This window comes from Bacillus nitratireducens (assembly GCF_036320425.1).
GTDB classification, from domain to species: domain Bacteria; phylum Bacillota; class Bacilli; order Bacillales; family Bacillaceae_G; genus Bacillus_A; species Bacillus_A nitratireducens.
Genome location: NZ_JAUMJO010000011.1, coordinates 88,600 through 108,506, shown reverse-complemented (window position 1 = coordinate 108,506; position 19,907 = coordinate 88,600). Strand labels below are relative to the sequence as shown.

Here is a 19,907-nt window from a genome sequence, read left to right as displayed (position 1 = left end):
ATAAATATGAGTTTATTGTATAGCGGTTTAACTTTTTTAAACTTTGATAATACATATTTATTACAAAATAAACTTCATTCTTATTCACATGAAGATATTGATTTTAGTCATTTAGAGCACTCAAACCTGTATTGCGAGACTCCTTCTTTAATGCGTATAAAACGGGAGTTATATCGTAGAAAACAAAAAGGAATCACCTTTATCGGTTCTGGAAATTATCATTATGTAACTTATTTGCTACTAAAAGAAATAGATGAACCATTTAGCCTTATTTTATTTGATCATCACACTGACATGAACTTAAAAGAAAAAAATGATCATACTCTTATTTCTTGCGGGTCATGGGTATCATTCGCTCTTCAAAACAACCCGAAATTAAAGAAAGTAATTATTATTGGACCTTCTTCTTTAACAATTCATTCTAATGATTATTCATGCGTAGAAGTGTTCCTGATAAATACATCTAATGAAGTTTCTGCACATACAATACTTTCGCATATTCATACAGAGACTATATATGTAAGCATTGATAAAGATGTTTTAGATTCAAAAGTAACTATTACAAATTGGGATCAAGGACATATGAAACTCTCTACACTTTTAAAATGTATTCATTCTCTTATTAGGAATAAAAATGTCTATGGTATTGATATTTGTGGTGAAATACCGGTTTATCCGTCTCAGCTCTTTCTAGCTAAATATACAAATGCTATTAAAAAAAATGAAAAAGCAAACTTACAAATTTTAAAATCAATATATAATACATAAAAAAACAACGAGTGCCTTATAAGGCACTCGTTGTTTTTATGCACGATGTTCTTTTAACCACTTCGTAATAGCATCTAATCTCGAAACATCAAAACGTCTCTCTTCACACACATTTAAACTGTTTAAACTTTTCACAATTTCTAATTCATTCGATTTTACACTTTCCGCGTCAATCATTTTACAGTACCCGTCTGTAACAGTATTTAAATTTTCGTAATAACGTTGAAGCGATTTTGATATATGTAAATGTTTTTCAAAATTTCTTCTTTTTCTCGTCTCGTCAGATTCTTTCCGTTTTCTAAGTTCTTCATCATTCGTATATAAATAAAAATATTGATCGGGAAAACCAATTTCCTTATGTATCAGTTTTTCTTTATAAAAGTTTTCTATTAAAGATAATGGTTGATTAAATATTTCAAAATGGAAACACCAATTATAACTAAGTGGCTGATAAATGTCTCCATCAAGTATTACTAATTCATATTGCTGCGACTTCTGCACCGCTATATTCCAACGCTCTACTTGTTTTTCAAAATACCATGTTCTATGTTCATTTTTCGGTCTTTCAAATAAAAAATTCACTTCAGGTATAATGTATGCATCATAATTTTTTTCTAGTTCACGACATGTGCTACTCTTACCAACAGCACTAGCTCCCTCAAACGCTATAATCCCCATAGTTTCTCCCACTTTCCTTAACTAAAATCTCGTTGTTTCACTCTTCTCCCCCATAACTGTCTCCATAAAACAATTGAAGCGATAGAAAGCATGATTGTTGTAATAATACTACCTTCAATCCCAAATGAGCCTCCATGAAGGACTTCATTGCCATTTGTTACAGGTTTAAAAAGTGGTGTAGAATACATTGACATTCCACTTACTGCAAAACCAAAGACGTTATATTGTGCCCAATTCCAAATGGAATGCCATGCGCAAATCCCCCAAAGACTACTGTCCTTTAATACGTAAAAAGCTGCAAATACACCAACTAATATTATATTCGATATTGAAAGAATTGTAATACCTGGATTAAGTAAATGAAGAAAACCAAATAAAAAAGAAGTCACAACAATCCCAATCCATATTCGGCTTCTAACAGAGAGAACTGGGAATAACCACCCTCGTACAACAATTTCTTCAGTTGCCCCTTGTATTAAAAATGCAACTAAAGACCCTACAATACCAAATATAGCTGTCATCGTAATTTCTTGCATTTGTAGTTTTACATTTCCTGTTAACACGAGTACAATTACTGGTATCGAAATGAAAATAAACCCTATAAATGCACCTCTCAAATACTTTCTCATCCATTTCTCTTTCCAAAAACCAATAGATGAAAATGACCTTTTCTCTACAAATTTAATCCATAAAAACACAAAAAATATAGCCCCACCAAACGTTAATATCATCTCAATATTACTATAAATTGCCTTCATAAAGGTTGTTTCTGTTTTCGGTAAAAACAGCATAAATAACATAAATAATTCACCTAAAGTCAAAAATACAATAGCAAGTATAACAGCGAAAACAGGATGAACTTTTCTTCTCCCTTCTTTTGCTGCTTCAATTATTTTAAATTGTTTATTTAGCAATATTCTATCCTCCTTATTATTGTGATCATCTGTATTCTTAAAATATATATCGTTTCCCTTAAACATACTTTTTAATATAAATGATTTCTGTTTGGAATATATTCAGATTAGGAATAATATATAAATAAAAGAGATGTCTATGTGCTTTTTACCATTATCACCCAATTCATTCACTGGTATTACCAGCACTTGCTATTTCACACCATTTGTTGTAAGATAGTAATTAAGGTCAATTTAACAATATATTTTCTTTGCATATTATCAAGTATCAATCAGGACCATTTCGTACTCCTTATGGGTTTTTGATAATATGTGAACTTTTATTTTCATTCAAATAAGGCCGATCATATTGTAATCTTTTTAAATTTTAGGAGGCATTACCATGACATTAACAGGTAAAGTAAAATGGTTTAACAGCGAAAAAGGTTTCGGTTTCATCGAAGTTGCAGACGGTAACGACGTATTCGTTCACTTCTCAGCTATCACTGGCGACGGCTTCAAATCTCTTGACGAAGGTCAAGAAGTTAGCTTCGAAGTTGAAGACGGTAACCGTGGACCTCAAGCTAAAAACGTTGTAAAGCTATAATTCAAACAATAAAAAGGTTGTTACCAGCTCGGTTAACAACCTTTTTAATATATAACTAAAAATTTTTACATAAAAGGAGTGGTTACATGTATCGCAATCGAAAGAACGATGTAGCAGAAGTACCACCGGAGCAAACACCTGTTTGGGAATGTGAATCAGAGGATTGTTTAGGATGGATGAGAAAGAACTTTTCATTTGAAGAAGAGCCTAAATGCCCTTTATGTAAAAGTAGCATGAAAAGCGGAGAACGTTTATTACCTAAGTTAGGTTAATTTTTACATGCCCCTCTTATTTTATTAAGAGGGGCTTTTTATTAATAATGATTATCCTCTAGATCTGTTCGCACAACAGAATACATTAATGCATCGTGTTGTTTATTTCCTTGATGAATGTATCCGCGTAACAGTCCTTCCTTTTGAAAACCTAATTTAGATAACATATTACACGAAGTTATATTTTCAGGATATGTAATAGCTCCAATTCTAAATAAACCTAAATCTTGAAATCCATAAGCAATAATTTCTCGAGCAGCTTCTGAAGCAAAACCATTCCCCCAATAACGAGGATGTAAATCATATCCAATCTCAGATCGTTTACTCCAAAGTTGTAAATTATTTAATCCAATTGTTCCTACTAAAGTATTTGTTTCTTTTAATACAATCCCCCAACGTATCGCCTTTTTCTCAAAGTAATTTTTCGAAAAAGATTCAATCATACGTGAAGCTTGTCCAAACTCAGTAAAAGAATTCATACCGTAATAACACGTTACCTCATCTAATGAGAATATTTCATATATTTTTTGACAATAAGATTGTTCTATTTCAACTAAGCGCAAGCGTTCTGTTTCTAACATAGGAAATGCCATAGGATCACTCCTTTCTCTCTACTCATTTATTATAGCAGAAAAAGTATTTATAATTAGGAAAGTCCTCAATGTCCCACAAATCAAATATTTCTAGCGATGTTTATCCTCTTAATAATATATAACTTCGTTGTATTTATTAATTCCCCTCTAAAGACCACCCCTAATTAATACCATCTCATGTTAAAATATAGAAAAACAGTAAATACTTCTGACGGAGGTGCTTAAACTTTATGTATATTTTCATTGGCTTATCCCTCTTGCTCATTTTACTCATTTTTTTATTCGCAAAAAAATTCACACCAAACTCATTCATGATGACTAGTTTTAAAGGAAATAGCTTTAAGACATTTTCAGTTGGTATATTAACGGCTGCCACAATCTCTCTTTCATACGGAATTTATCACGCAGCGACATATCAACCTAGATATTTAAATATTGAATTGCAAAATCAAAATTTTACTGTTTTCGGTAATGTTGGTGAATTGGGTTATTTCTCAGAAGAATTACTAAAAAAAGATGCAGAAGTTAAACTATATTTTGCCTCTTGGGAAACAATACAATTAAGTAATCCAGAAATAGTAGTAGCCTACCCTTCAGGAAAACAGGAAACATGGAAACCTAATATAACAATAATACCTACAAATAAATTACAAGAAGAACATAATATTAAAGAACTTTATCAACTCTCACCGTACTCCTTTAAAGAATCTGGAGAAATAACATTAACTATTAAAAATAATAAAGCCAATCATAAAAAGATTTCAATTAATGTGAAGTAACTACAAATAAAATGTCCCTCCATTATGTTGGAGGGACATTTTTATTTTCATATGTATTCAATATTATTATTTTGACTGCTCATTCAATGTCGCAATTATTTCATTGGCAGTATTCTTTCCGTTTCCAATACAAGCACCAATTCCGACACCGTAATATGAAGCTCCAGCTAAGTATACATTTGGATAAAGAGCCGTCAATTTTTCATTTAATGATTGCACTGCTTGACTATGTTCCAAATGATATTTCGGCATTAAATCTTTCCAATTTGTAACTTCAATTACTTCTGGTTCACCTTGAATTCCAAGGCTCTTTTCAATATCATATAAAGCTACTCGTACCAATTCCTCTTCACTATAACTTTTGATCGTTTCATATACTGGATTAGTGCTCTTATAAAACATTCTTACTAATAGCTTTTGTTTACCCGATGTATGTTTCCACTTCCTGCTTGTCCATGTGCAAGCATCACAATGCAAATCACTGTTTTCCGTTACGATAAAACCTGTTCCGTCAGCCGGTAGTTGTTCATCTAGTATGTCAAAGCCTAAATAAATACTTATAAGCGATGAATTTTTAAATTTATTAAAATTCTCGTTTAGCTCATAAGACTGTAATAAATTTTGTGCGATATCATGCGGAGCCGCTAAAACGACAGAATCAGCTTGTATTGTCTCATGATTTGCAAAAGAAATCTCATATTGATCACCTTTTTTACTTACAGCAGTCGTTACAACACCTTTTTTAATGACAGTCTCAGTCAGCACTTCTTCTAAGCGATTAATAATTGTAGATAGTCCACTTTTAAATGATACAAATTTTTTATTTCCTGCTGATTGAAATTGTTTTTTATTCTCTTCAAAACCTTTAATAATACTTCCGTATTTATTTTTATAATCCACTAAATACGGTAATGTAGATGCCATAGTAAGCTCATTCAATTTACCAGAATATACACCTGAAAGTACAGGCGCAATTTGTCTTTCCACTAACTCTTTCCCTAAAAAGCTTTCTAGAAATACAGCAAGTGATGTATCCTTTGTAAACTCTTTATTTTTCGTAATAAAATCTTTTAAAGCAACAATTTTCCCTTTTTTTGAGACTAGTGTACTGCTAAATAATGATTCAACACTCATAGGAATCCCAAATATAGTGTCAGCAGGAATTGGATGTAATATGTTATCAGAGTATATGTATGAAATACCTGTTTCGTTATATACCATTTCATTTTCTAAATTCAAATCTTTTACAAGCGGCAAAACATGTTCATTACGAGCAACGATAGAATCTGCTCCAGATTCCATAATAAAATTATTTTCTTCCACACTGTGGATTTTACCACCTAAATACTCTTCTTTCTCAATAAGGATTAAATTCATATCTATATTATAATCCTTCTTTAATTTTTCTAAATAAAACATAGTAGAAAGTCCAGTAATACCTCCACCGATGACAACGACTGTTTTCATATTTGCTGCGCTCCTAACCGATACAATTAATAATTCCTTTATTATTATACCCAAAAGTCCCTATATCCGACTAGCAGCTTGCGCATTCTGTAAGAAATTAGACAATATATTCGAATATATTCCCGGTTGATCATTATGCACTAAATGACCGGCAAACGGAATAACGGCAATATGTATATTATTGTTTAATTGTTTAAAAGTTGTAGCGGCTGTAACTTCATCTTCTGAATCTCCCCCAACAATACACAGTGTGGGTATTTGAAGATTAGCTACATCACCCGTTTCATGAAATGGGTACCAATCCTTAACTTGCCACGATTCAAGCAATCCTTTCCAATCACTTTTTACATGAATTTGATTCATATAAGTTACTACTTCTTCATTTTCCATCAACTGTTGATGACACTTTGCTTCATACTCCTGAGACTCTTCCCAATTATCTCGCTTAACTGGAAAAACACCTGAAAAGGTTAATGTCCTCACTTTATCTGGATATTTTTTTGCGAATAATAAAGCGGCTAATCCCCCTAGTGAAACACCCGCTATATGACAACTATTAATTTGCAAATGTTCTAGCGTATCATTTAAATCATCTGCAGAGCAAAGAAAATAATTATCTAATGTACCTCCTGATTCGCCATGTCCTCTTAAATCAGGACGAATTACTTTAAAATGCTTTTCTGTAAAAAATTCTACCTGCTCTTCAAACTCTACTAAACCTGTCATCCCACCAGAATGTAAAAGCACAATTGGTTCCCCTTCGCCTGAAATATGCGTATGTAAAATCATTTATTCTCCTCCTACTATAATGAATATTCTGTTTATTGATTGTATATCGAGTACCTTTCTATTACTAAATAATAAAGAACTATAACATATTCAAATCACGTCATAGTTCTTTCTATTTTAAAAACATAAACCAGTTAATTAATTTGTCAATTTCTTGGCTGAGCTCTATTACTTTTTCATGTTGAAGTCCATAATTTGAGACTAGATTCAATAATTCTTCTTTTTTCAATTCAATTACTTTTTCTAACTTTACTAATTCCATGTCGTCTATATTCGCTCCAATTTCAAAATATATGTATTTTAGTATAGCCTACTTACATAATAAGTAAAAGCCTCATACTCATGTAAAATCTTACATATTTGAAAAAATAATATACTACTAACAAAAAAGAGACTTATACTAAGTCCCTTCTTGCAAATCACACCAATTATCTACCATACTTACTATGCAATACTTCCTTACAATTATCCCATTTAGGAATCGTATCCTGCTTTTTCCCTTTAGACGCATTCTAGTAACAGAAATAAACATATTCTACATCCTCTCACGTAAAATATAATAAGTTATTACCAAAAACTTTCGTATTTTTATAAATATGTTACTGAAGCTCATGAATATGTACCAATTACTATTAATTTAAAGTTAGACACTTTTACTCATTAATAATAAAACAGAAGTTCTCAATTGTTTTATTTTTATATTCCGGAACCCTTGTTAAGTGATCAAAATAACTATATGAAAATTTAAATATGTGCCCAAAATCCCAATTAAATTCACTATAGTCTTTAAGCCAGAATGCATTATCTAGCGGAAGTGTATCAACTTGTTTTGCATTTGTGAGAGGTAAACGATCTACAGGAGAATTCAATATTATTTGAGCATTCGACATTAAATTGCGACTTTCTCTAAGTACATAAACTAGCTTTAATAGTGGTTTTATTCCTCGTTGAAATAATTCTATATGCCCTAAGTCATATAATATATTAACCGCATGTGAAAAGGTAAGCATATGGCCAATTAAATCGTGATGTGATTCCGCCTTATATATAACATGAAATTTTGATAACTCATTTAAAATAAATTTAGATAATTGCTTTGGGTTTTTAATTTCACTTTGAATCTCATCATAATTTATACTTAATTGCTTTACCTCTTTAGTTGTAAAACCAATCCAAGACCTACCGGGAATTGTTTTTTGAAACGATAAGATAAGGTTTGCTATATTATTAATATCTTGATTACTCCCCCAATGACTCAACTCCTTAATGGCTAATAAACTTAAAGAAGCGTAAATTACATTGTGACCAACCCAATGGAGTTCATCAATCGTTTGTTTCAAAGATTTGATTATCGTTTTTTCAGCACTTTGAAAATCGACACCTTGTTTATTATCAATTGTTTCTCCTAACATTTGCTTATGGAGCATCATTTTCGCTTGAGAATAAATGTTACATGTTGTTTCTTCATCAATGCTATTATCTTTAGCAAAAAAATAACTAGCAATTGCAGCTGCTCCAAAATGCGCATGCCAAATATCATTTGTTTCTTTTTTACATTGAGATATAATTGAAAGCCCACCTTTTAATACACTTATATTTTCCATCTCTATTATCCTCTCTAACCCCTAATAAAAATGGATTTTTAGCATCTATAAAGTTGCCAAAAAGTCCGGTAAAAATTCTTGAAACATTTCTTCCTTTACTGTTATAAATTTAAGTTGCCCCTGTCGTTCTACAAGAATTAAATCTGCTTCTAACAATATTTTGAGATGATACGATCGATTTGACTTATTCGTTCCTAATGCACTCTCAATTTTTCCACAAGTATGTTTGTTTTGATTACGAAATAAATAACGAACAATCTCGATTCGTTTCCCCTCTGCCAAAGCCTTAAAAATTTTCACTCTTTCTTCATCTGAATTATTTTGTTTGATAGTCATGGAACTACCATATTTTTGTTTTTTCTTTTGTCAAATCTCTCATCTTATTTAACATAAATAGTGAAAATCAAATGTGTATGTATTTATAGAAAGGCTTTTATTATACGCGCGAATCTTTACGTAATTCATATTTTCTATTATGTTACCACTAAGTATGTATTCTTAAGTTACTCTCTTAGCTTAAGGAAGGTGTTAGCACAAATAAGATATGATTCATCTCATCACTCTTATTCAAAAATCTATGCTTCACATTCGGTGGAATACGCACAACGTCTCCTTCTTCTAAAAAATATTCACGCCCTTCTAATTCCACATACACTTCCCCCTTCATTACAACTGCAATTTCTTCTTTATTTTCGTGAGAATAATGACTTTCTGTTGTATTTGCGTGTTCATTTAAATCCATCATTAGCATTTCAATGCGTGCTTTCATAAAATCTGGTGTTAGCACATCATAAACAATATGATCATTATTTTCTCGATATACTTTTTTTCGATCTTTCTTCTTAGAAATAAGTGAGTCTGTATCAATATCATTAATAAAAAGAGTAAATAGCGGGACATTTAATGCTTTCGCAATTAATTCCAATACATTTAAAGAAGGGTTGGCATTTCCTCTTTCAATTTGACTAATAAGTGAAGTACTAATTCCTGCATAATCAGCAAATTCACGAATTGTCATATTATTTTTCTTACGATAACTTAAAACAGTTTGACCCAGTCGATAATGAATCATTGTTACAACTTCCTTTCGTCCATCATAATACATCTTTTGTTCCTTTTGTGCTGACATACTAAACAGGAGCAATTAATCCTTCCTTATTTCACCTAAGGCTTATATACTAACTCTTGTACATTATATTATATATTATTCATTATAATAAACAACGTAACGGAGGGACAAACTTTGAAATCACCTATTCTTTCATATTTCACCTTATTTTTCGGCGTGTTCGCCTTATCTACTTCAGCTATCTTTGTAAAAATAGCTGATGCCCCTGCAGCAATTACTGCTTTTTATCGATTATTGTTTGCTACGGCAATTCTTTTACCGTTTCTAATATTTAATACAAGTAATCGAACCGAACTTCGCTCATTATCAAAAAAACAATGGGGATTTGGACTCTTATCTGGATTATTTCTAGCAGGTCATTATGTCCTCTGGTTTGAATCATTACAGTATACTTCTGTAGCAAGTTCTACAGTTATCGTAACGTTGCAACCTTTATTTTCAATGGTCGGTGGTTATTTTTTATTTAAGGAACGGTTTACAAAAGGTGCGATTATAGGCTGCCTTATTGCAATTTCAGGAAGTGTCGTGATCGGGTGGCAAGATTTTCAGATTAGCGGAGAAGCTTTATACGGCGATATTTTAGCTTTTATTGCTGCTGGCGTTATAACAGCTTACTTTTTCATTAGTCAACATGTTCGTAAAGACCTCTCCCTAATACCGTACTCGGTAATTAGTTATGGCAGTAGTTCTTTATTTCTCGGCATATTTGCTTACACACAGCAATCATCTTTCTTACATTACACTTCACAAACATGGTGGTCCTTTATAGGTCTGGCATTCATTGCAACGATTTTAGGACAAACAATTTTCAACTGGTTATTAAAATGGATGAGCGCTACGGTTATCTCGATGAGTATTTTAGGAGAAACAATTGGAACTTGCATTCTAGCCTACTTCATTTTAGATGAAACAATTTCTTTACAGCAAGGATTAGGAATTCTACTTATTTTCAGTGGATTAGCATTATTTTTATTACAACCGAAACAATTGGATCACAATTTATAAAGTGAAACTTTAATCAGTAGGTTTTTTGTTCACCTCCCGCTGATTATTAGGCCTCACCAATCGGGCGTTTACAGGCAGTAAAACTCCCACAAATAGTGGGATAAACAAGAAAAGCATGACAAACTAATGTCATGCTTTTCTTGTTTATTTATTATTGCGGAGATTGTTCTACCTGCTTTTGCTTTAGCCTTTGCTCCAATACATGAATCATGAAGAGGAAATGCTCTGCCTCTCTTGTAACATGATCAGCAAGCAACGGATTAATAACATTCCGAATTTGGCATGTCGATATTTCCGTTCAATTTACACCTCTATTTATTATGTACAATCAAACCATTTGGTCTAAAACGACTCATTATGATTTCGTTAACAAATTTCCCATGCGCCTTCAAATTCCCAACCTTTACACCCTCTTCGATAAATCCAAATTTTTCATATAATACTTTGGCTCTAGGATTCGTTTCTAATACACCAAGTTCCACTCGTTCTAACATTAGCCAATTATCAGCTAAATCCAGCATTTTTGTAAGAAGTGCTTTTCCAATTCCCTTATTGTGATATTCACTATCTACTCCGATGAATAAATCACCCGAGTGAGATCTTCGTCCTGGGCTTTGGGTTAAACCGACAAATCCAACAACTTCTCCATCATATTCTGCTACAAATTCAAATTGATTCTGCGCTAAATTTCGAATTCTATTCTCCATTGCATCTACACGCATACTAGGTAGAAAAACCATATATGGTAAAACATCATTTTGAATGCATATACGATGAATTGCTCTAGCATCTTGTATTTCTACTGCTCTAACGTTAATCTCCATCTTTCTCTCCTCCATTCAAGTATCATTATTCTAATATCCAACCGGAAAATCCTGCCTACCCTTATTTCTTTATGTTATTTTTATATAATTATTCCGATATAATATCCATTTTTGAACATCATCTCTTATTCATTATTCATACTCGTTCAAAATAAAAAATCACTTAGAAGACACTAAGTGATTTTTTATTTAACTTTTTACTTGATTATACAATTCAAGCAGCTCTTCTACTGGAATACCGTTTATTTTCATACCAGTTATATTACAATTTTCTATTTCCGCGTTTTCAAGATTACTATTACTTATTATACATCCTTCCAAATCACATCGTTCAAATGAAATAGGCTCCTTTTCAGTTCCAAGATTTGTATTCTTGAATTGCACTCCACCTAATGTCACCAAGTTAAATTCACTACCTGAAAGATTTAAATCTGTATATGAGGAGTTCCTCAAATTTATATTTTTAAACTTTGATTGACTTAAATTACAATTGCTCATATTAATATTCATTACATTGCTATAAACAAATGAACTACCTTTTAAATTCACTTGATAATACTCTGTATTTACCAAATTACAGTTTTCGTATTGCCCATTTTTCATATCATTATTATTAACTAAGTTTTCTTCGCTTGAAGCTTTCTTTATTCTTTTCACATAACAATATTCATCTTCCGTTTCAAAAATTGTTTCAAAGCCCATTTTTTTATAAAAATGGTGGTTATTTATTTGTCTACTAGATGTCTCAAGATCCCAAATTCTTACGCTCGGAAACTCTTCTTCTATAAAATCGATAACCTGTGATCCAATCCCTTTTCCTTGATGTTTGGGATTTACAAAAATACGATCAATTCTGCCGTAAGACTTACCAGAAATCGTAACTATAATTCCACCGACAATTTCTTCGTCCATTATCACTTTAAAATAATCTAATTCTTCGATCGAATATATAGTCATCTCAACTGAAGAATACCCTGGTGGTTGAATGTTATAATCAATTACCCCCTCTTGGTCACACAACCATCGTTTTGCTTCTTCATCGAATGTCCTTTTCATTATTTCTGTTAACTTTTCAGCATCTAAAATTGTAGCTTTTTCAATAGATATTATCGTCATTTTGTTTTCCCCTTAAATGTTATAAACCAATAACTTATATGTACAACAAAGTTATTTATTCACTTTTGTCTTTAATACTTTTCCCATTATTACATAAGGAACATCATCTTTACTTGGATGAAATGGTTCCAATACATTTACCCAATCTAATTTTCCATATAAAGAACGCGCTTTTTCATTGTTTATTTGTGTAGTTAAAACACTTGTTCTATTTGGAATCCCTTCTAATAATTCATTATGTAATTTCGTTCCAAGACCCTCATTTCGATATTCCGGATGAACTGCTAACTCTACAAATTCAAAACAATCTTCTAACCATTGGTCTACTTGTTCCAAATTCAATGATTTTCTCATTAATTGATTATAGTAGTATCCTTCCAAAGAACGATAACCATAAGTAAAACCAATAACTTCATTTTCATCATTTATTGCTAATACTCCTTTAAAATCTGTATATCCCATATGTCTTGTAATTCGTTCTACCATTTCATCAAAATTTCTTTTATCAAACACTTTACAATATAGTTTTTCCATATTAATAATTATGGCCTCATCTTTTCGTATAGGTAATATTGTCATTTCATCACTCCTATTTTTAGTGATTATATTTACTAATACTTATAAATAATTATAAAATAAAGAATATTAAAACGGAATATATATCTTCTTATTCATTTACTAAGTACAATAAAAAGCTCTGGAGCATTTTTATAAAAAAATTCATGCTTCAGAGCTTTTGTATATTTTTTGTTGTTTCTTTGTTATGCACCTTCCGTACCATAATCTTCAATTGTTAACTTTACATTATATTTAATTGGAGTCTTACTAAATACTTTATCCCAATCTTTTTCAACTTTTTTCCATACTTTTGGATACTCGATTTTCAAACTAGTGTTAAAGCCAGCAACGTCAGTTTTATATTCCTTTTGAATTTTTTGCAATGTATGTTTCACTAATCGCCTCACTTCTTGTTGGGCAGATTGCTCCACTCTTTTGAGAAATGCATTTTTAAAAGCTTCCTCTGACTCAGACCAGTTTTCGGATAACCGGCCCACAGACTGAACATTGACATCGAAAGAGAGCTTATCCCCTTTAACATGAGGCGTAATTTTACTTTTCATAGATTTCACTTCATACATAACTAATTTTCCCGTCTTTTTATCATAACTTTTCACCAAGCCACTTTTCCCTTTTGCAGTTATCCACATTAAGCCCTCTAATTCATTCTCGTTCAAAAAGCCACGGAGTTTTTTTGTACTTCCTTTCATAACAGCAGCACCTACATATTTCACTTCTCCGTCTATAGAAATCACGTTTGGCAAAAGAAAACTCGCTCCAGATTTCACCTTTCCTGGTAGTTTTGCAAGTGGCATCGGCGGTAAAATTCGTGAGGATCTATATTGGTTATCTTCGATTTCAATCAAGCGAAATGCTGGAATCTCCCCTGATTCTTTTGATTTTAACACATCACTAGCTACCCCTTTACTAACCATAATAAAGCAACTAGGTCTCATTTCATTATCACGAACATAAATGTCCAATAACTGCGTTAAATTATATGTTCGTGCAATACTTTCACTAACAACTATTACTTTTGTATGGTGAAAAATGATAGGCCTTTGCCTTCTTAATGCAACTTCACGTATTGATTGATGAACAGAATCTCCTGTTTCTGCAACATTCATATAAGCCTTTTGTTGTGATACTCCACCTTTTCCTCCGTCTGATGATGATTGTGCTTTAACAAACTGATAGGTGGTTGTTATTAAATTCTTCTTTTTATATCCGCCGCCCTTTTCTACAATCTCTTTCTCAATCTTAGTTTCTTTTCCTTTATCTATCGCTAAACCTACGGCGAAACCTAACTCCTCGATTTCATGACTACTCCAGCATCCTGTAAGTAATAAGAGAAAAACTATTGACGTTATTCTTATAATAAATTTTTTACCTTTAACATTTTGATTCATGCCTGTTTTTCCTCCCCTTTGCTATCATAAGGAGAAGAAACGGGAGAATACCAAATAATATAATCGCTGCGTTACTAATCAAATTTCCAAGTTCAAATAATTCATTTATGTTTTTAGGAATTGCCGCAACGATATATATTACCGGAAGTAATCCATATAAAAAGGAATGAATATTTTTCTTAAAGAGCTGCGCTAACCCTAAAGCAGCTGCATAATAACAAATTGTATATGTTGCAAAGATTTGCATAATCCATATCACTAGTAACAAAGATTCAAACCGTTCAAAAATTAAGCCTTGAATTTCAAAACTTCTCATAAGGTCAATTGTAGGCCATGTTCTCACCAACACACCATCGATAGAAAACGCTCCTATAACCATTACAACTGTAATGACATAAAAAAGTAAAGGAATCATAGTGCTAATTATTACAACCCTTACACCTTGAGATGGCTTCTTCATAAAGGCTAAAAGTATTAACATAATTTCAGCACCCGAATATGCCATAGTTGTTGTTTTTAAGCCTTTTAATACCGGAACAATCCCTAATCCTAATACAGGACGAAGATTATCCAGTTCAAATATTCCAATACTCATAAAAGATGTCACTAAAAAAATAAAAACTGTAATTGGAAAAATAATTTCAAATAAACGTGCTATCGCATTTATTCCGCCTAGATTTAAATAAAGACTTATCCACATGAATGGTATAAGAATAGCCCAGTCAGGCGTACCTTCTAATAGAAAGAAACTTGTTATACATTCCAACGTTCTAAGTTCAAAGGAAGAAAGTGTTAAAAAGTAACCGATAATCAACAAACTAATTAACACTCCAAGCCATTTCCCTACAAGTTCTTGGCTATATTGATAAAATGTTTTTTCAGGAAATTGTTGACTTAACTTCACGATAATTATACCTGCAACTATCGCAATTAATCCTCCTAAAATAACCGTTATCCAAACATCAGGAGTTTGCACTTTCTCAGCTGCTGTTCTAGGTAAAGTGAGGATTCCGATAGCAAGTATATAATTGATAAGAATCACAGCTGCCTGTGAAGTCGGAATTTTGTCCTTTGAGTTCATAATCATTCCTCTTCACTTCCTTTCCGTACATAGTCTTTTAAATTCAACATTTTCGGACGTCGCTTCATCATCTGAATTGGCATACGAACAATAAAATCCTTCCAATCGGTAACTTGATATAAGACAGCCGGGCTAGCATAAGGTACACCAAAACTTTTAAGCCTTGCAATATGACTGCATATAAATAAGAAAAATAGAATAACTCCATATAATCCGAATATAGAAGCGGAAAACATAGCTACAAAGCGAAGAATACGTAATGGAATTGCTGTACTATAATGAGAAAGTGCAAAAGAAGAAATAGCCGTGGCCGCCACAACAATTACCATGATTGGACTCACAATTCCAGCTGATACAGCTGCTTGCCCAATGATTAATCCTCCTACAATTCCCATCGCTGAACCAATCGGCTTAGGTAGTCGTAGCCCTGCTTCTCGTAAAATTTCAATAGCAATTTCCATAAATAATCCTTCTATAATTGCAGGAAACGGAACGCCTTCTCGCCCTCCTATAATTGAAATGGCTAACTTAGTTGGAATCAGTCCAGGATGGAATGAAATAAATGAAATGTACAGAGCGGGAGCAAATAGAGAAATAATAGCTGTTCCAAAACGCAATAAACGAATCAGTGTACCTGGTATCCAACGCTCATAATAATCTTCAGGCGATTGCATCATCATGCTAAATGTAACTGGAACAATTAATGCAAAAGGTGTTCCATCTAATAAAATTGCAACCCTTCCTTCCATTAATGCAGCGATAACTTTATCAGGACGTTCCGTACTCTGTACTTGGGGGAAAGGACTAAGATAATTATCTTCAATAAGTTGTTCTATATAACCTGACTCTGGCACATTATCAATATTAATTTTCTCAATTCTTTTCTTAACTTCTTCTACTAACTCTGGATCAGCAATCTCTTTCATAAAGGCAACAACCAAGTCTTTCTTAGCCCGTTCTCCTACATGAAATTTCACTAATGATAATCCTTCATTTTCACCGTGTAACCGCAACAAAGCAGTATTGTCCGACAAAACTTCTGTGAAACCTACCCGTGGACCCCTAACCGATCCCTCTGATATTGGCTCTTCAACATTACGTGTTTTTCCTTTTTTTGTATTAAGTATTAATACATCTGATAATCCATCAATTAATAATGCCGTTGAACCCATTAACACTTTTGGCATCATTTTTTGTATGGATTGTACTTCATCGATTCCACTAATAGAAAGAACCTGATTTCTAATATACTCTTTTGAAATACTCTCTTTCGCACTAGATGATTCATCTTTATACTCATCAAAAAAATTACCCATTAATGATTTCAAAATGTGCGTATCAATAAGATCTTTATCTGAAAGCCCTTCTACAAAAACAAGAACTGCCCGGATGCTAGTCCCACCGATATTAAACTCTCGACAATAAACGTCCGAGTTATCAAGAGCTTCTTTTTTTATAACCTCTAGATCTAAGTTGAAATCACCTGTAAAATAATCTTCAGAAACTGTTGTTGCGTTATTCTCATATGTATTTCCTTGTTCTTGGCTTTGGTTAACGATTGAATCCTGCGCTTTCACCTTCATCACTCTTTCTCAAAAAACTTCCTATACTAATCTTCTTAACATATCAATATTTATTCTCACTTAAGTCCTCCGTATGGTTCGTTATATTATTCTTTTTCTAGTGCGCGAATCCAACTAAAAAATCTTGAAATTATATATGGAATGAAAAGTACGAAAAAGGCGTGTATAAAAACTTTCCACTCAGGTACATAAGAAACAATCGTGCCCCACATTTTCATCATCCTATTACAATACATAATTTTAGAAATTCCTCACTCAATTGGAATTTCTTACGAATTATTATGTCTGATAAGAAAAATTTTGATGCACTTAGAACCTCATGTTACATTTCCTCTATATTTTTCGTTGCATATTCAAAATGGTCATTCTTTATCAAGCAAACAAAAAAGAAGGCTGCCTAAAAATCAGTTTTACTGACTTTATCGGCAACCTTCTTTTATAAAGTATCTTCTTTTTGTAATTGCTTTTCTTTTTTCCAAAGCTTTCCTGGCCAAAAAGCAAATCGTCCTAAAACGACCGTAATCGCAGGCACAAGTAGTGGTCTTACAATAAATGTGTCTAGCAATACACCAATTGCTGTCACAATACCGAATTGAACTAAAACTTGAATTGGTAACGTACCTAATACTGCAAATGTTCCTGCTAAAATTAAACCTGCAGATGTAATGACACTACCTGTTTGTATAACACCATTTTTCACTGCATCTAGATGATTTTGTTTCTTTCTGTTTTTCCATATTTCTGAAACCATAAAAATATTATAATCTTCCCCTAAGGCAACTAAAAATACGAATGCATATAACGGTATCGCACCTTGTATTGCTGGAGCTCCCATACCAAAATGAAGTAATATCCATCCAGCTCCTAATGCAGAGAAGAATGATAAAACGACAGTTACAATTAAGTAAATCATCGCAACGATTGAACGTAAATACACAAGTAAAAGTAATGCGATAATACTAATCATAACCGGAATAATAACCGCTTCATCACGTTCAGTAATTTGCTTGGTATCATATAATGACGCTGTTTCTCCGCCAATCCACAATTGATTTTCAGCATTACTAATCCCAGCATCTTTTAGTACTTTTTCTACACTACTTTTCAATTTAGGGATTTGATCTAATGCTTCAATTGAGTAAGGATTCTCCGCTAAAGAAACTTCATACATTTGTATCTGTTTATTGTCTTTTCCCTCTTTTGGCTCTTTCACTGTATTTACAAAAGAAAATTTCTCAATTTCTTGCTTAATAGGAAGCTCTTTTCCTTTCGTATCAACAACAATTTTTACAGGTGCTAGTTCACCAGCCGAAAAATGATCACTAATCAACGTAAACCCTTCACGTGAAGGCATATCTTTTGGAAATGATTCTAATAGGTCATAAGTGTATTGAATGCGCGGTACGAATGAAGCTAATCCACCTAATACAAATACGGTTAGCATTATAATTGTCCACGGTCTTCGTACTACAATATCTCCAAGCTTTTTACTAAATAGGCCTTTTGATTTTTTGACTTTTACTACTTTCTTTTTCTTTCTTGCAAACTCTTCATTCATCGAAGTCGTTCTCGGTATAAACGGGAAGAATGCAACTCTGCCGAAAATTAATAAAAATGCCGGAAGAATTGTTAAAGCAGCAATCCCCATTATGAATACAGCAACACTAAATGGTACTGCAAATCGATGAAAGGCACCATACTGAGCAAGTAATAATGTTCCTAATCCAAGTACAACAGTTAAGGCACTCATTATAATTGCCCCGCCAGATGCTTTAATCGCAAGTTGCAGCGCTTTATATTTACTTTCTTCTTCTAACAAGTAATCTCTATATCTCGAAATTAAAAATAAACAATAGTCCGTTCCAGCACCAAACAATAATACTGTCATGATTGATATCGCTTGGGCATCTACTTTAATCCATCCGTGATCGGCTAAAAAACCAAGTGTAGGACTAATAATACCGTATGCAAAGCCCACAACAAGTAAAGGTAAAATTGCTAAAATTGGTGAACGATACAATAAAATTAATAAACCTAATACGAGTAATACGGTAGCAACTAATAATTTCACATCTGCTTGACTAAATAAACTAACCGCATCCGTTTGAATACCTACAGGTCCAGATAATCGAACATGTAAACCAGAGCTGGTAATCTTTTGTTTAAAAGGATCTCCGTCCACTTTGCTATTCACTATTTTTCGTAACTCTTCTAAATTACCTTTTAATATATCCGTTCCAGCAGATTTATTAAAGAATACCGGTGTAACAAATGATGTACCATCCTTTGATGCGCTTTTTGATAATACTTGCTCTGGAATTGTATCAAATGGTGGTAATGTTGCTTGTTCTTTTAAAGGACTGGCCTTTAATTCTTTATAAACGTCTTGTATGAGTTTATAATCCTTTGACTGTAATCCACCATCTCTATGCCATACTACTAACAACGGATTTCCTGCATTATTAGGAAATTCTTTTTTCATAAGTGCTTCAGCTTGCTGTGACATAGCTGTTTCAGGTAAATTTTTCGGATTCGGTTCTTTCATACTGTTTACTTGTGGCAACGTAAATGAAAGTACCAATGTAATAAGAATCCATACCGATAATGTTATCCATTGCGTATTCTTCCCTGCTACAATCTTCCCTAACATATGTAACGGGTGCTTTTTCATAAAAACCCACCTTCCTTTTCCCTCCAATATTAATTATATATACTGGTCAGTTAATTAATCAAGTATGATTAAAAATTATGT

General features: G+C 32.6%; 21 protein-coding genes and 1 pseudogene. 5 read left to right on the top strand and 17 right to left on the bottom strand.

What is annotated here, in order from left to right; all coding sequences use genetic code 11:
* Window positions 1–6 precede the first annotated feature (6 nt).
* Window positions 7–768, top strand: a complete 762-nt coding sequence (locus tag Q3V31_RS27525; protein WP_097871977.1) for an arginase family protein — start codon at window positions 7–9, stop codon at window positions 766–768.
* Window positions 769–804: 36 nt separating this feature from the next.
* Here Q3V31_RS27525 and Q3V31_RS27520 read toward each other — a convergent pair whose 3' ends face one another.
* The gene (locus Q3V31_RS27520; protein ID WP_000511262.1) at window positions 805–1,446 is read right to left on the bottom strand and encodes an AAA family ATPase; all 642 of its coding nucleotides are present in this window, start codon (window positions 1,444–1,446) and stop codon (window positions 805–807) included.
* Window positions 1,447–1,463: 17 nt separating this feature from the next.
* Window positions 1,464–2,360, bottom strand: coding sequence for a CPBP family intramembrane glutamic endopeptidase (locus Q3V31_RS27515; RefSeq protein ID WP_000932895.1), 897 nt, complete (start codon window positions 2,358–2,360; stop codon window positions 1,464–1,466).
* 382 nt (window positions 2,361–2,742) lie between these two features.
* Here Q3V31_RS27515 and cspD point away from each other — a divergent pair, with 382 nt between their 5' ends.
* Both cspD and Q3V31_RS27505 read left to right on the top strand, forming a co-directional pair.
* Window positions 2,743–2,946 carry a cold-shock protein CspD gene (gene cspD / locus Q3V31_RS27510; RefSeq protein WP_000176365.1) on the top strand — a complete coding sequence of 68 codons (204 nt, stop codon included), beginning with the start codon at window positions 2,743–2,745 and terminating at the stop codon, window positions 2,944–2,946.
* Window positions 2,947–3,032: 86 nt separating this feature from the next.
* The gene (locus Q3V31_RS27505) at window positions 3,033–3,218 is read left to right on the top strand and encodes a cold-shock protein (RefSeq protein WP_000286203.1); all 186 of its coding nucleotides are present in this window, start codon (window positions 3,033–3,035) and stop codon (window positions 3,216–3,218) included.
* 41 nt (window positions 3,219–3,259) lie between these two features.
* Here the strand turns inward: Q3V31_RS27505 and Q3V31_RS27500 are convergent, their stop codons facing one another.
* On the bottom strand, window positions 3,260–3,811 hold the full coding sequence (locus Q3V31_RS27500; protein WP_090813375.1) for a GNAT family N-acetyltransferase: 552 nt from the start codon (window positions 3,809–3,811) through the stop codon (window positions 3,260–3,262).
* A gap of 230 nt (window positions 3,812–4,041) precedes the next feature.
* Between Q3V31_RS27500 and Q3V31_RS27495 the strand changes: the two genes are divergently transcribed.
* Window positions 4,042–4,590 carry a hypothetical protein gene (locus tag Q3V31_RS27495; protein WP_000275246.1) on the top strand — a complete coding sequence of 183 codons (549 nt, stop codon included), beginning with the start codon at window positions 4,042–4,044 and terminating at the stop codon, window positions 4,588–4,590.
* Between the two features lie 66 nt (window positions 4,591–4,656).
* Here the strand turns inward: Q3V31_RS27495 and Q3V31_RS27490 are convergent, their stop codons facing one another.
* From Q3V31_RS27490 to Q3V31_RS27465, 6 genes are all read right to left on the bottom strand, one after another.
* Window positions 4,657–6,057 (bottom strand): protoporphyrinogen oxidase, encoded by a 1,401-nt coding sequence (locus Q3V31_RS27490; RefSeq protein ID WP_000860386.1) that lies wholly within the window; start codon window positions 6,055–6,057, stop codon window positions 4,657–4,659.
* 60 nt (window positions 6,058–6,117) lie between these two features.
* On the bottom strand, window positions 6,118–6,846 hold the full coding sequence (locus tag Q3V31_RS27485) for an alpha/beta fold hydrolase (RefSeq protein WP_071734191.1): 729 nt from the start codon (window positions 6,844–6,846) through the stop codon (window positions 6,118–6,120).
* A 112-nt stretch (window positions 6,847–6,958) separates the two neighbouring features.
* Window positions 6,959–7,108, bottom strand: coding sequence for an aspartyl-phosphate phosphatase Spo0E family protein (locus tag Q3V31_RS27480; protein WP_000424364.1), 150 nt, complete (start codon window positions 7,106–7,108; stop codon window positions 6,959–6,961).
* 391 nt (window positions 7,109–7,499) lie between these two features.
* Window positions 7,500–8,450, bottom strand: coding sequence for a hypothetical protein (locus Q3V31_RS27475; RefSeq protein WP_000428043.1), 951 nt, complete (start codon window positions 8,448–8,450; stop codon window positions 7,500–7,502).
* A gap of 45 nt (window positions 8,451–8,495) precedes the next feature.
* Window positions 8,496–8,786 (bottom strand): ArsR/SmtB family transcription factor, encoded by a 291-nt coding sequence (locus Q3V31_RS27470; protein WP_000153203.1) that lies wholly within the window; start codon window positions 8,784–8,786, stop codon window positions 8,496–8,498.
* A 175-nt stretch (window positions 8,787–8,961) separates the two neighbouring features.
* A complete protein-coding gene (locus Q3V31_RS27465; protein ID WP_001275930.1) occupies window positions 8,962–9,579 on the bottom strand; it encodes a helix-turn-helix domain-containing protein in 618 nt (205 codons plus the stop codon).
* A 114-nt stretch (window positions 9,580–9,693) separates the two neighbouring features.
* On the opposite strand from Q3V31_RS27465, the gene Q3V31_RS27460 reads away from it, so the two are divergent.
* Window positions 9,694–10,584: a DMT family transporter gene (locus Q3V31_RS27460; RefSeq protein WP_000841817.1), complete on the top strand. Its 891-nt coding sequence runs from the start codon at window positions 9,694–9,696 to the stop codon at window positions 10,582–10,584.
* Window positions 10,585–10,735: 151 nt separating this feature from the next.
* Here Q3V31_RS27460 and Q3V31_RS27455 read toward each other — a convergent pair.
* The 8 genes and pseudogenes from Q3V31_RS27455 to Q3V31_RS27420 form a co-directional block, all read right to left on the bottom strand.
* Window positions 10,736–10,876: pseudogene (locus tag Q3V31_RS27455) on the bottom strand (DUF2935 domain-containing protein); the annotation flags it as partial.
* Between the two features lie 19 nt (window positions 10,877–10,895).
* Window positions 10,896–11,408 carry a GNAT family N-acetyltransferase gene (locus Q3V31_RS27450; protein ID WP_000405227.1) on the bottom strand — a complete coding sequence of 171 codons (513 nt, stop codon included), beginning with the start codon at window positions 11,406–11,408 and terminating at the stop codon, window positions 10,896–10,898.
* Between the two features lie 189 nt (window positions 11,409–11,597).
* On the bottom strand, window positions 11,598–12,524 hold the full coding sequence (locus Q3V31_RS27445; RefSeq protein ID WP_090813373.1) for a GNAT family N-acetyltransferase: 927 nt from the start codon (window positions 12,522–12,524) through the stop codon (window positions 11,598–11,600).
* Window positions 12,525–12,575: 51 nt separating this feature from the next.
* Complete coding sequence (locus Q3V31_RS27440) at window positions 12,576–13,103, bottom strand: GNAT family N-acetyltransferase (protein WP_090813372.1); 528 nt, start codon at window positions 13,101–13,103, stop codon at window positions 12,576–12,578.
* 182 nt (window positions 13,104–13,285) lie between these two features.
* Window positions 13,286–14,491, bottom strand: a complete 1,206-nt coding sequence (locus tag Q3V31_RS27435) for a Ger(x)C family spore germination protein (protein WP_001075384.1) — start codon at window positions 14,489–14,491, stop codon at window positions 13,286–13,288.
* Complete coding sequence (locus tag Q3V31_RS27430) at window positions 14,475–15,578, bottom strand: spore germination protein (RefSeq protein WP_329767538.1); 1,104 nt, start codon at window positions 15,576–15,578, stop codon at window positions 14,475–14,477. The genes Q3V31_RS27435 and Q3V31_RS27430 overlap by 17 nt, the downstream gene beginning before the upstream one ends.
* The gene (locus Q3V31_RS27425; RefSeq protein ID WP_016129395.1) at window positions 15,575–17,155 is read right to left on the bottom strand and encodes a spore germination protein; all 1,581 of its coding nucleotides are present in this window, start codon (window positions 17,153–17,155) and stop codon (window positions 15,575–15,577) included. The genes Q3V31_RS27430 and Q3V31_RS27425 overlap by 4 nt, the downstream gene beginning before the upstream one ends.
* Before the next feature lie 436 nt (window positions 17,156–17,591).
* On the bottom strand, window positions 17,592–19,826 hold the full coding sequence (locus tag Q3V31_RS27420) for an MMPL family transporter (protein ID WP_329767537.1): 2,235 nt from the start codon (window positions 19,824–19,826) through the stop codon (window positions 17,592–17,594).
* Window positions 19,827–19,907 lie beyond the last annotated feature (81 nt).

Excerpts from the sequence above, each read along its gene's own strand:
- Q3V31_RS27525 (WP_097871977.1), top strand. The coding sequence starts at position 7 with ATGAGTTTATTGTATAGCGGTTTAACTTTTTTAAACTTTGATAATACA.
- Q3V31_RS27520 (WP_000511262.1), bottom strand. The coding sequence starts at position 1,446 with ATGGGGATTATAGCGTTTGAGGGAGCTAGTGCTGTTGGTAAGAGTAGC.
- cspD (WP_000176365.1), top strand. The coding sequence starts at position 2,743 with ATGACATTAACAGGTAAAGTAAAATGGTTTAACAGCGAAAAAGGTTTC.
- Q3V31_RS27505 (WP_000286203.1), top strand. The coding sequence starts at position 3,033 with ATGTATCGCAATCGAAAGAACGATGTAGCAGAAGTACCACCGGAGCAA.
- Q3V31_RS27500 (WP_090813375.1), bottom strand. The coding sequence starts at position 3,811 with ATGGCATTTCCTATGTTAGAAACAGAACGCTTGCGCTTAGTTGAAATA.
- Q3V31_RS27495 (WP_000275246.1), top strand. The coding sequence starts at position 4,042 with ATGTATATTTTCATTGGCTTATCCCTCTTGCTCATTTTACTCATTTTT.
- Q3V31_RS27490 (WP_000860386.1), bottom strand. The coding sequence starts at position 6,057 with ATGAAAACAGTCGTTGTCATCGGTGGAGGTATTACTGGACTTTCTACT.
- Q3V31_RS27485 (WP_071734191.1), bottom strand. The coding sequence starts at position 6,846 with ATGATTTTACATACGCATATTTCAGGCGAAGGGGAACCAATTGTGCTT.
- Q3V31_RS27480 (WP_000424364.1), bottom strand. The coding sequence starts at position 7,108 with ATGGAATTAGTAAAGTTAGAAAAAGTAATTGAATTGAAAAAAGAAGAA.
- Q3V31_RS27475 (WP_000428043.1), bottom strand. The coding sequence starts at position 8,450 with ATGGAAAATATAAGTGTATTAAAAGGTGGGCTTTCAATTATATCTCAA.
- Q3V31_RS27470 (WP_000153203.1), bottom strand. The coding sequence starts at position 8,786 with ATGACTATCAAACAAAATAATTCAGATGAAGAAAGAGTGAAAATTTTT.
- Q3V31_RS27465 (WP_001275930.1), bottom strand. The coding sequence starts at position 9,579 with ATGTCAGCACAAAAGGAACAAAAGATGTATTATGATGGACGAAAGGAA.
- Q3V31_RS27450 (WP_000405227.1), bottom strand. The coding sequence starts at position 11,408 with ATGGAGATTAACGTTAGAGCAGTAGAAATACAAGATGCTAGAGCAATT.
- Q3V31_RS27445 (WP_090813373.1), bottom strand. The coding sequence starts at position 12,524 with ATGACGATAATATCTATTGAAAAAGCTACAATTTTAGATGCTGAAAAG.
- Q3V31_RS27440 (WP_090813372.1), bottom strand. The coding sequence starts at position 13,103 with ATGACAATATTACCTATACGAAAAGATGAGGCCATAATTATTAATATG.
- Q3V31_RS27435 (WP_001075384.1), bottom strand. The coding sequence starts at position 14,491 with ATGAATCAAAATGTTAAAGGTAAAAAATTTATTATAAGAATAACGTCA.
- Q3V31_RS27430 (WP_329767538.1), bottom strand. The coding sequence starts at position 15,578 with ATGATTATGAACTCAAAGGACAAAATTCCGACTTCACAGGCAGCTGTG.
- Q3V31_RS27425 (WP_016129395.1), bottom strand. The coding sequence starts at position 17,155 with ATGAAGGTGAAAGCGCAGGATTCAATCGTTAACCAAAGCCAAGAACAA.
- Q3V31_RS27420 (WP_329767537.1), bottom strand. The coding sequence starts at position 19,826 with ATGAAAAAGCACCCGTTACATATGTTAGGGAAGATTGTAGCAGGGAAG.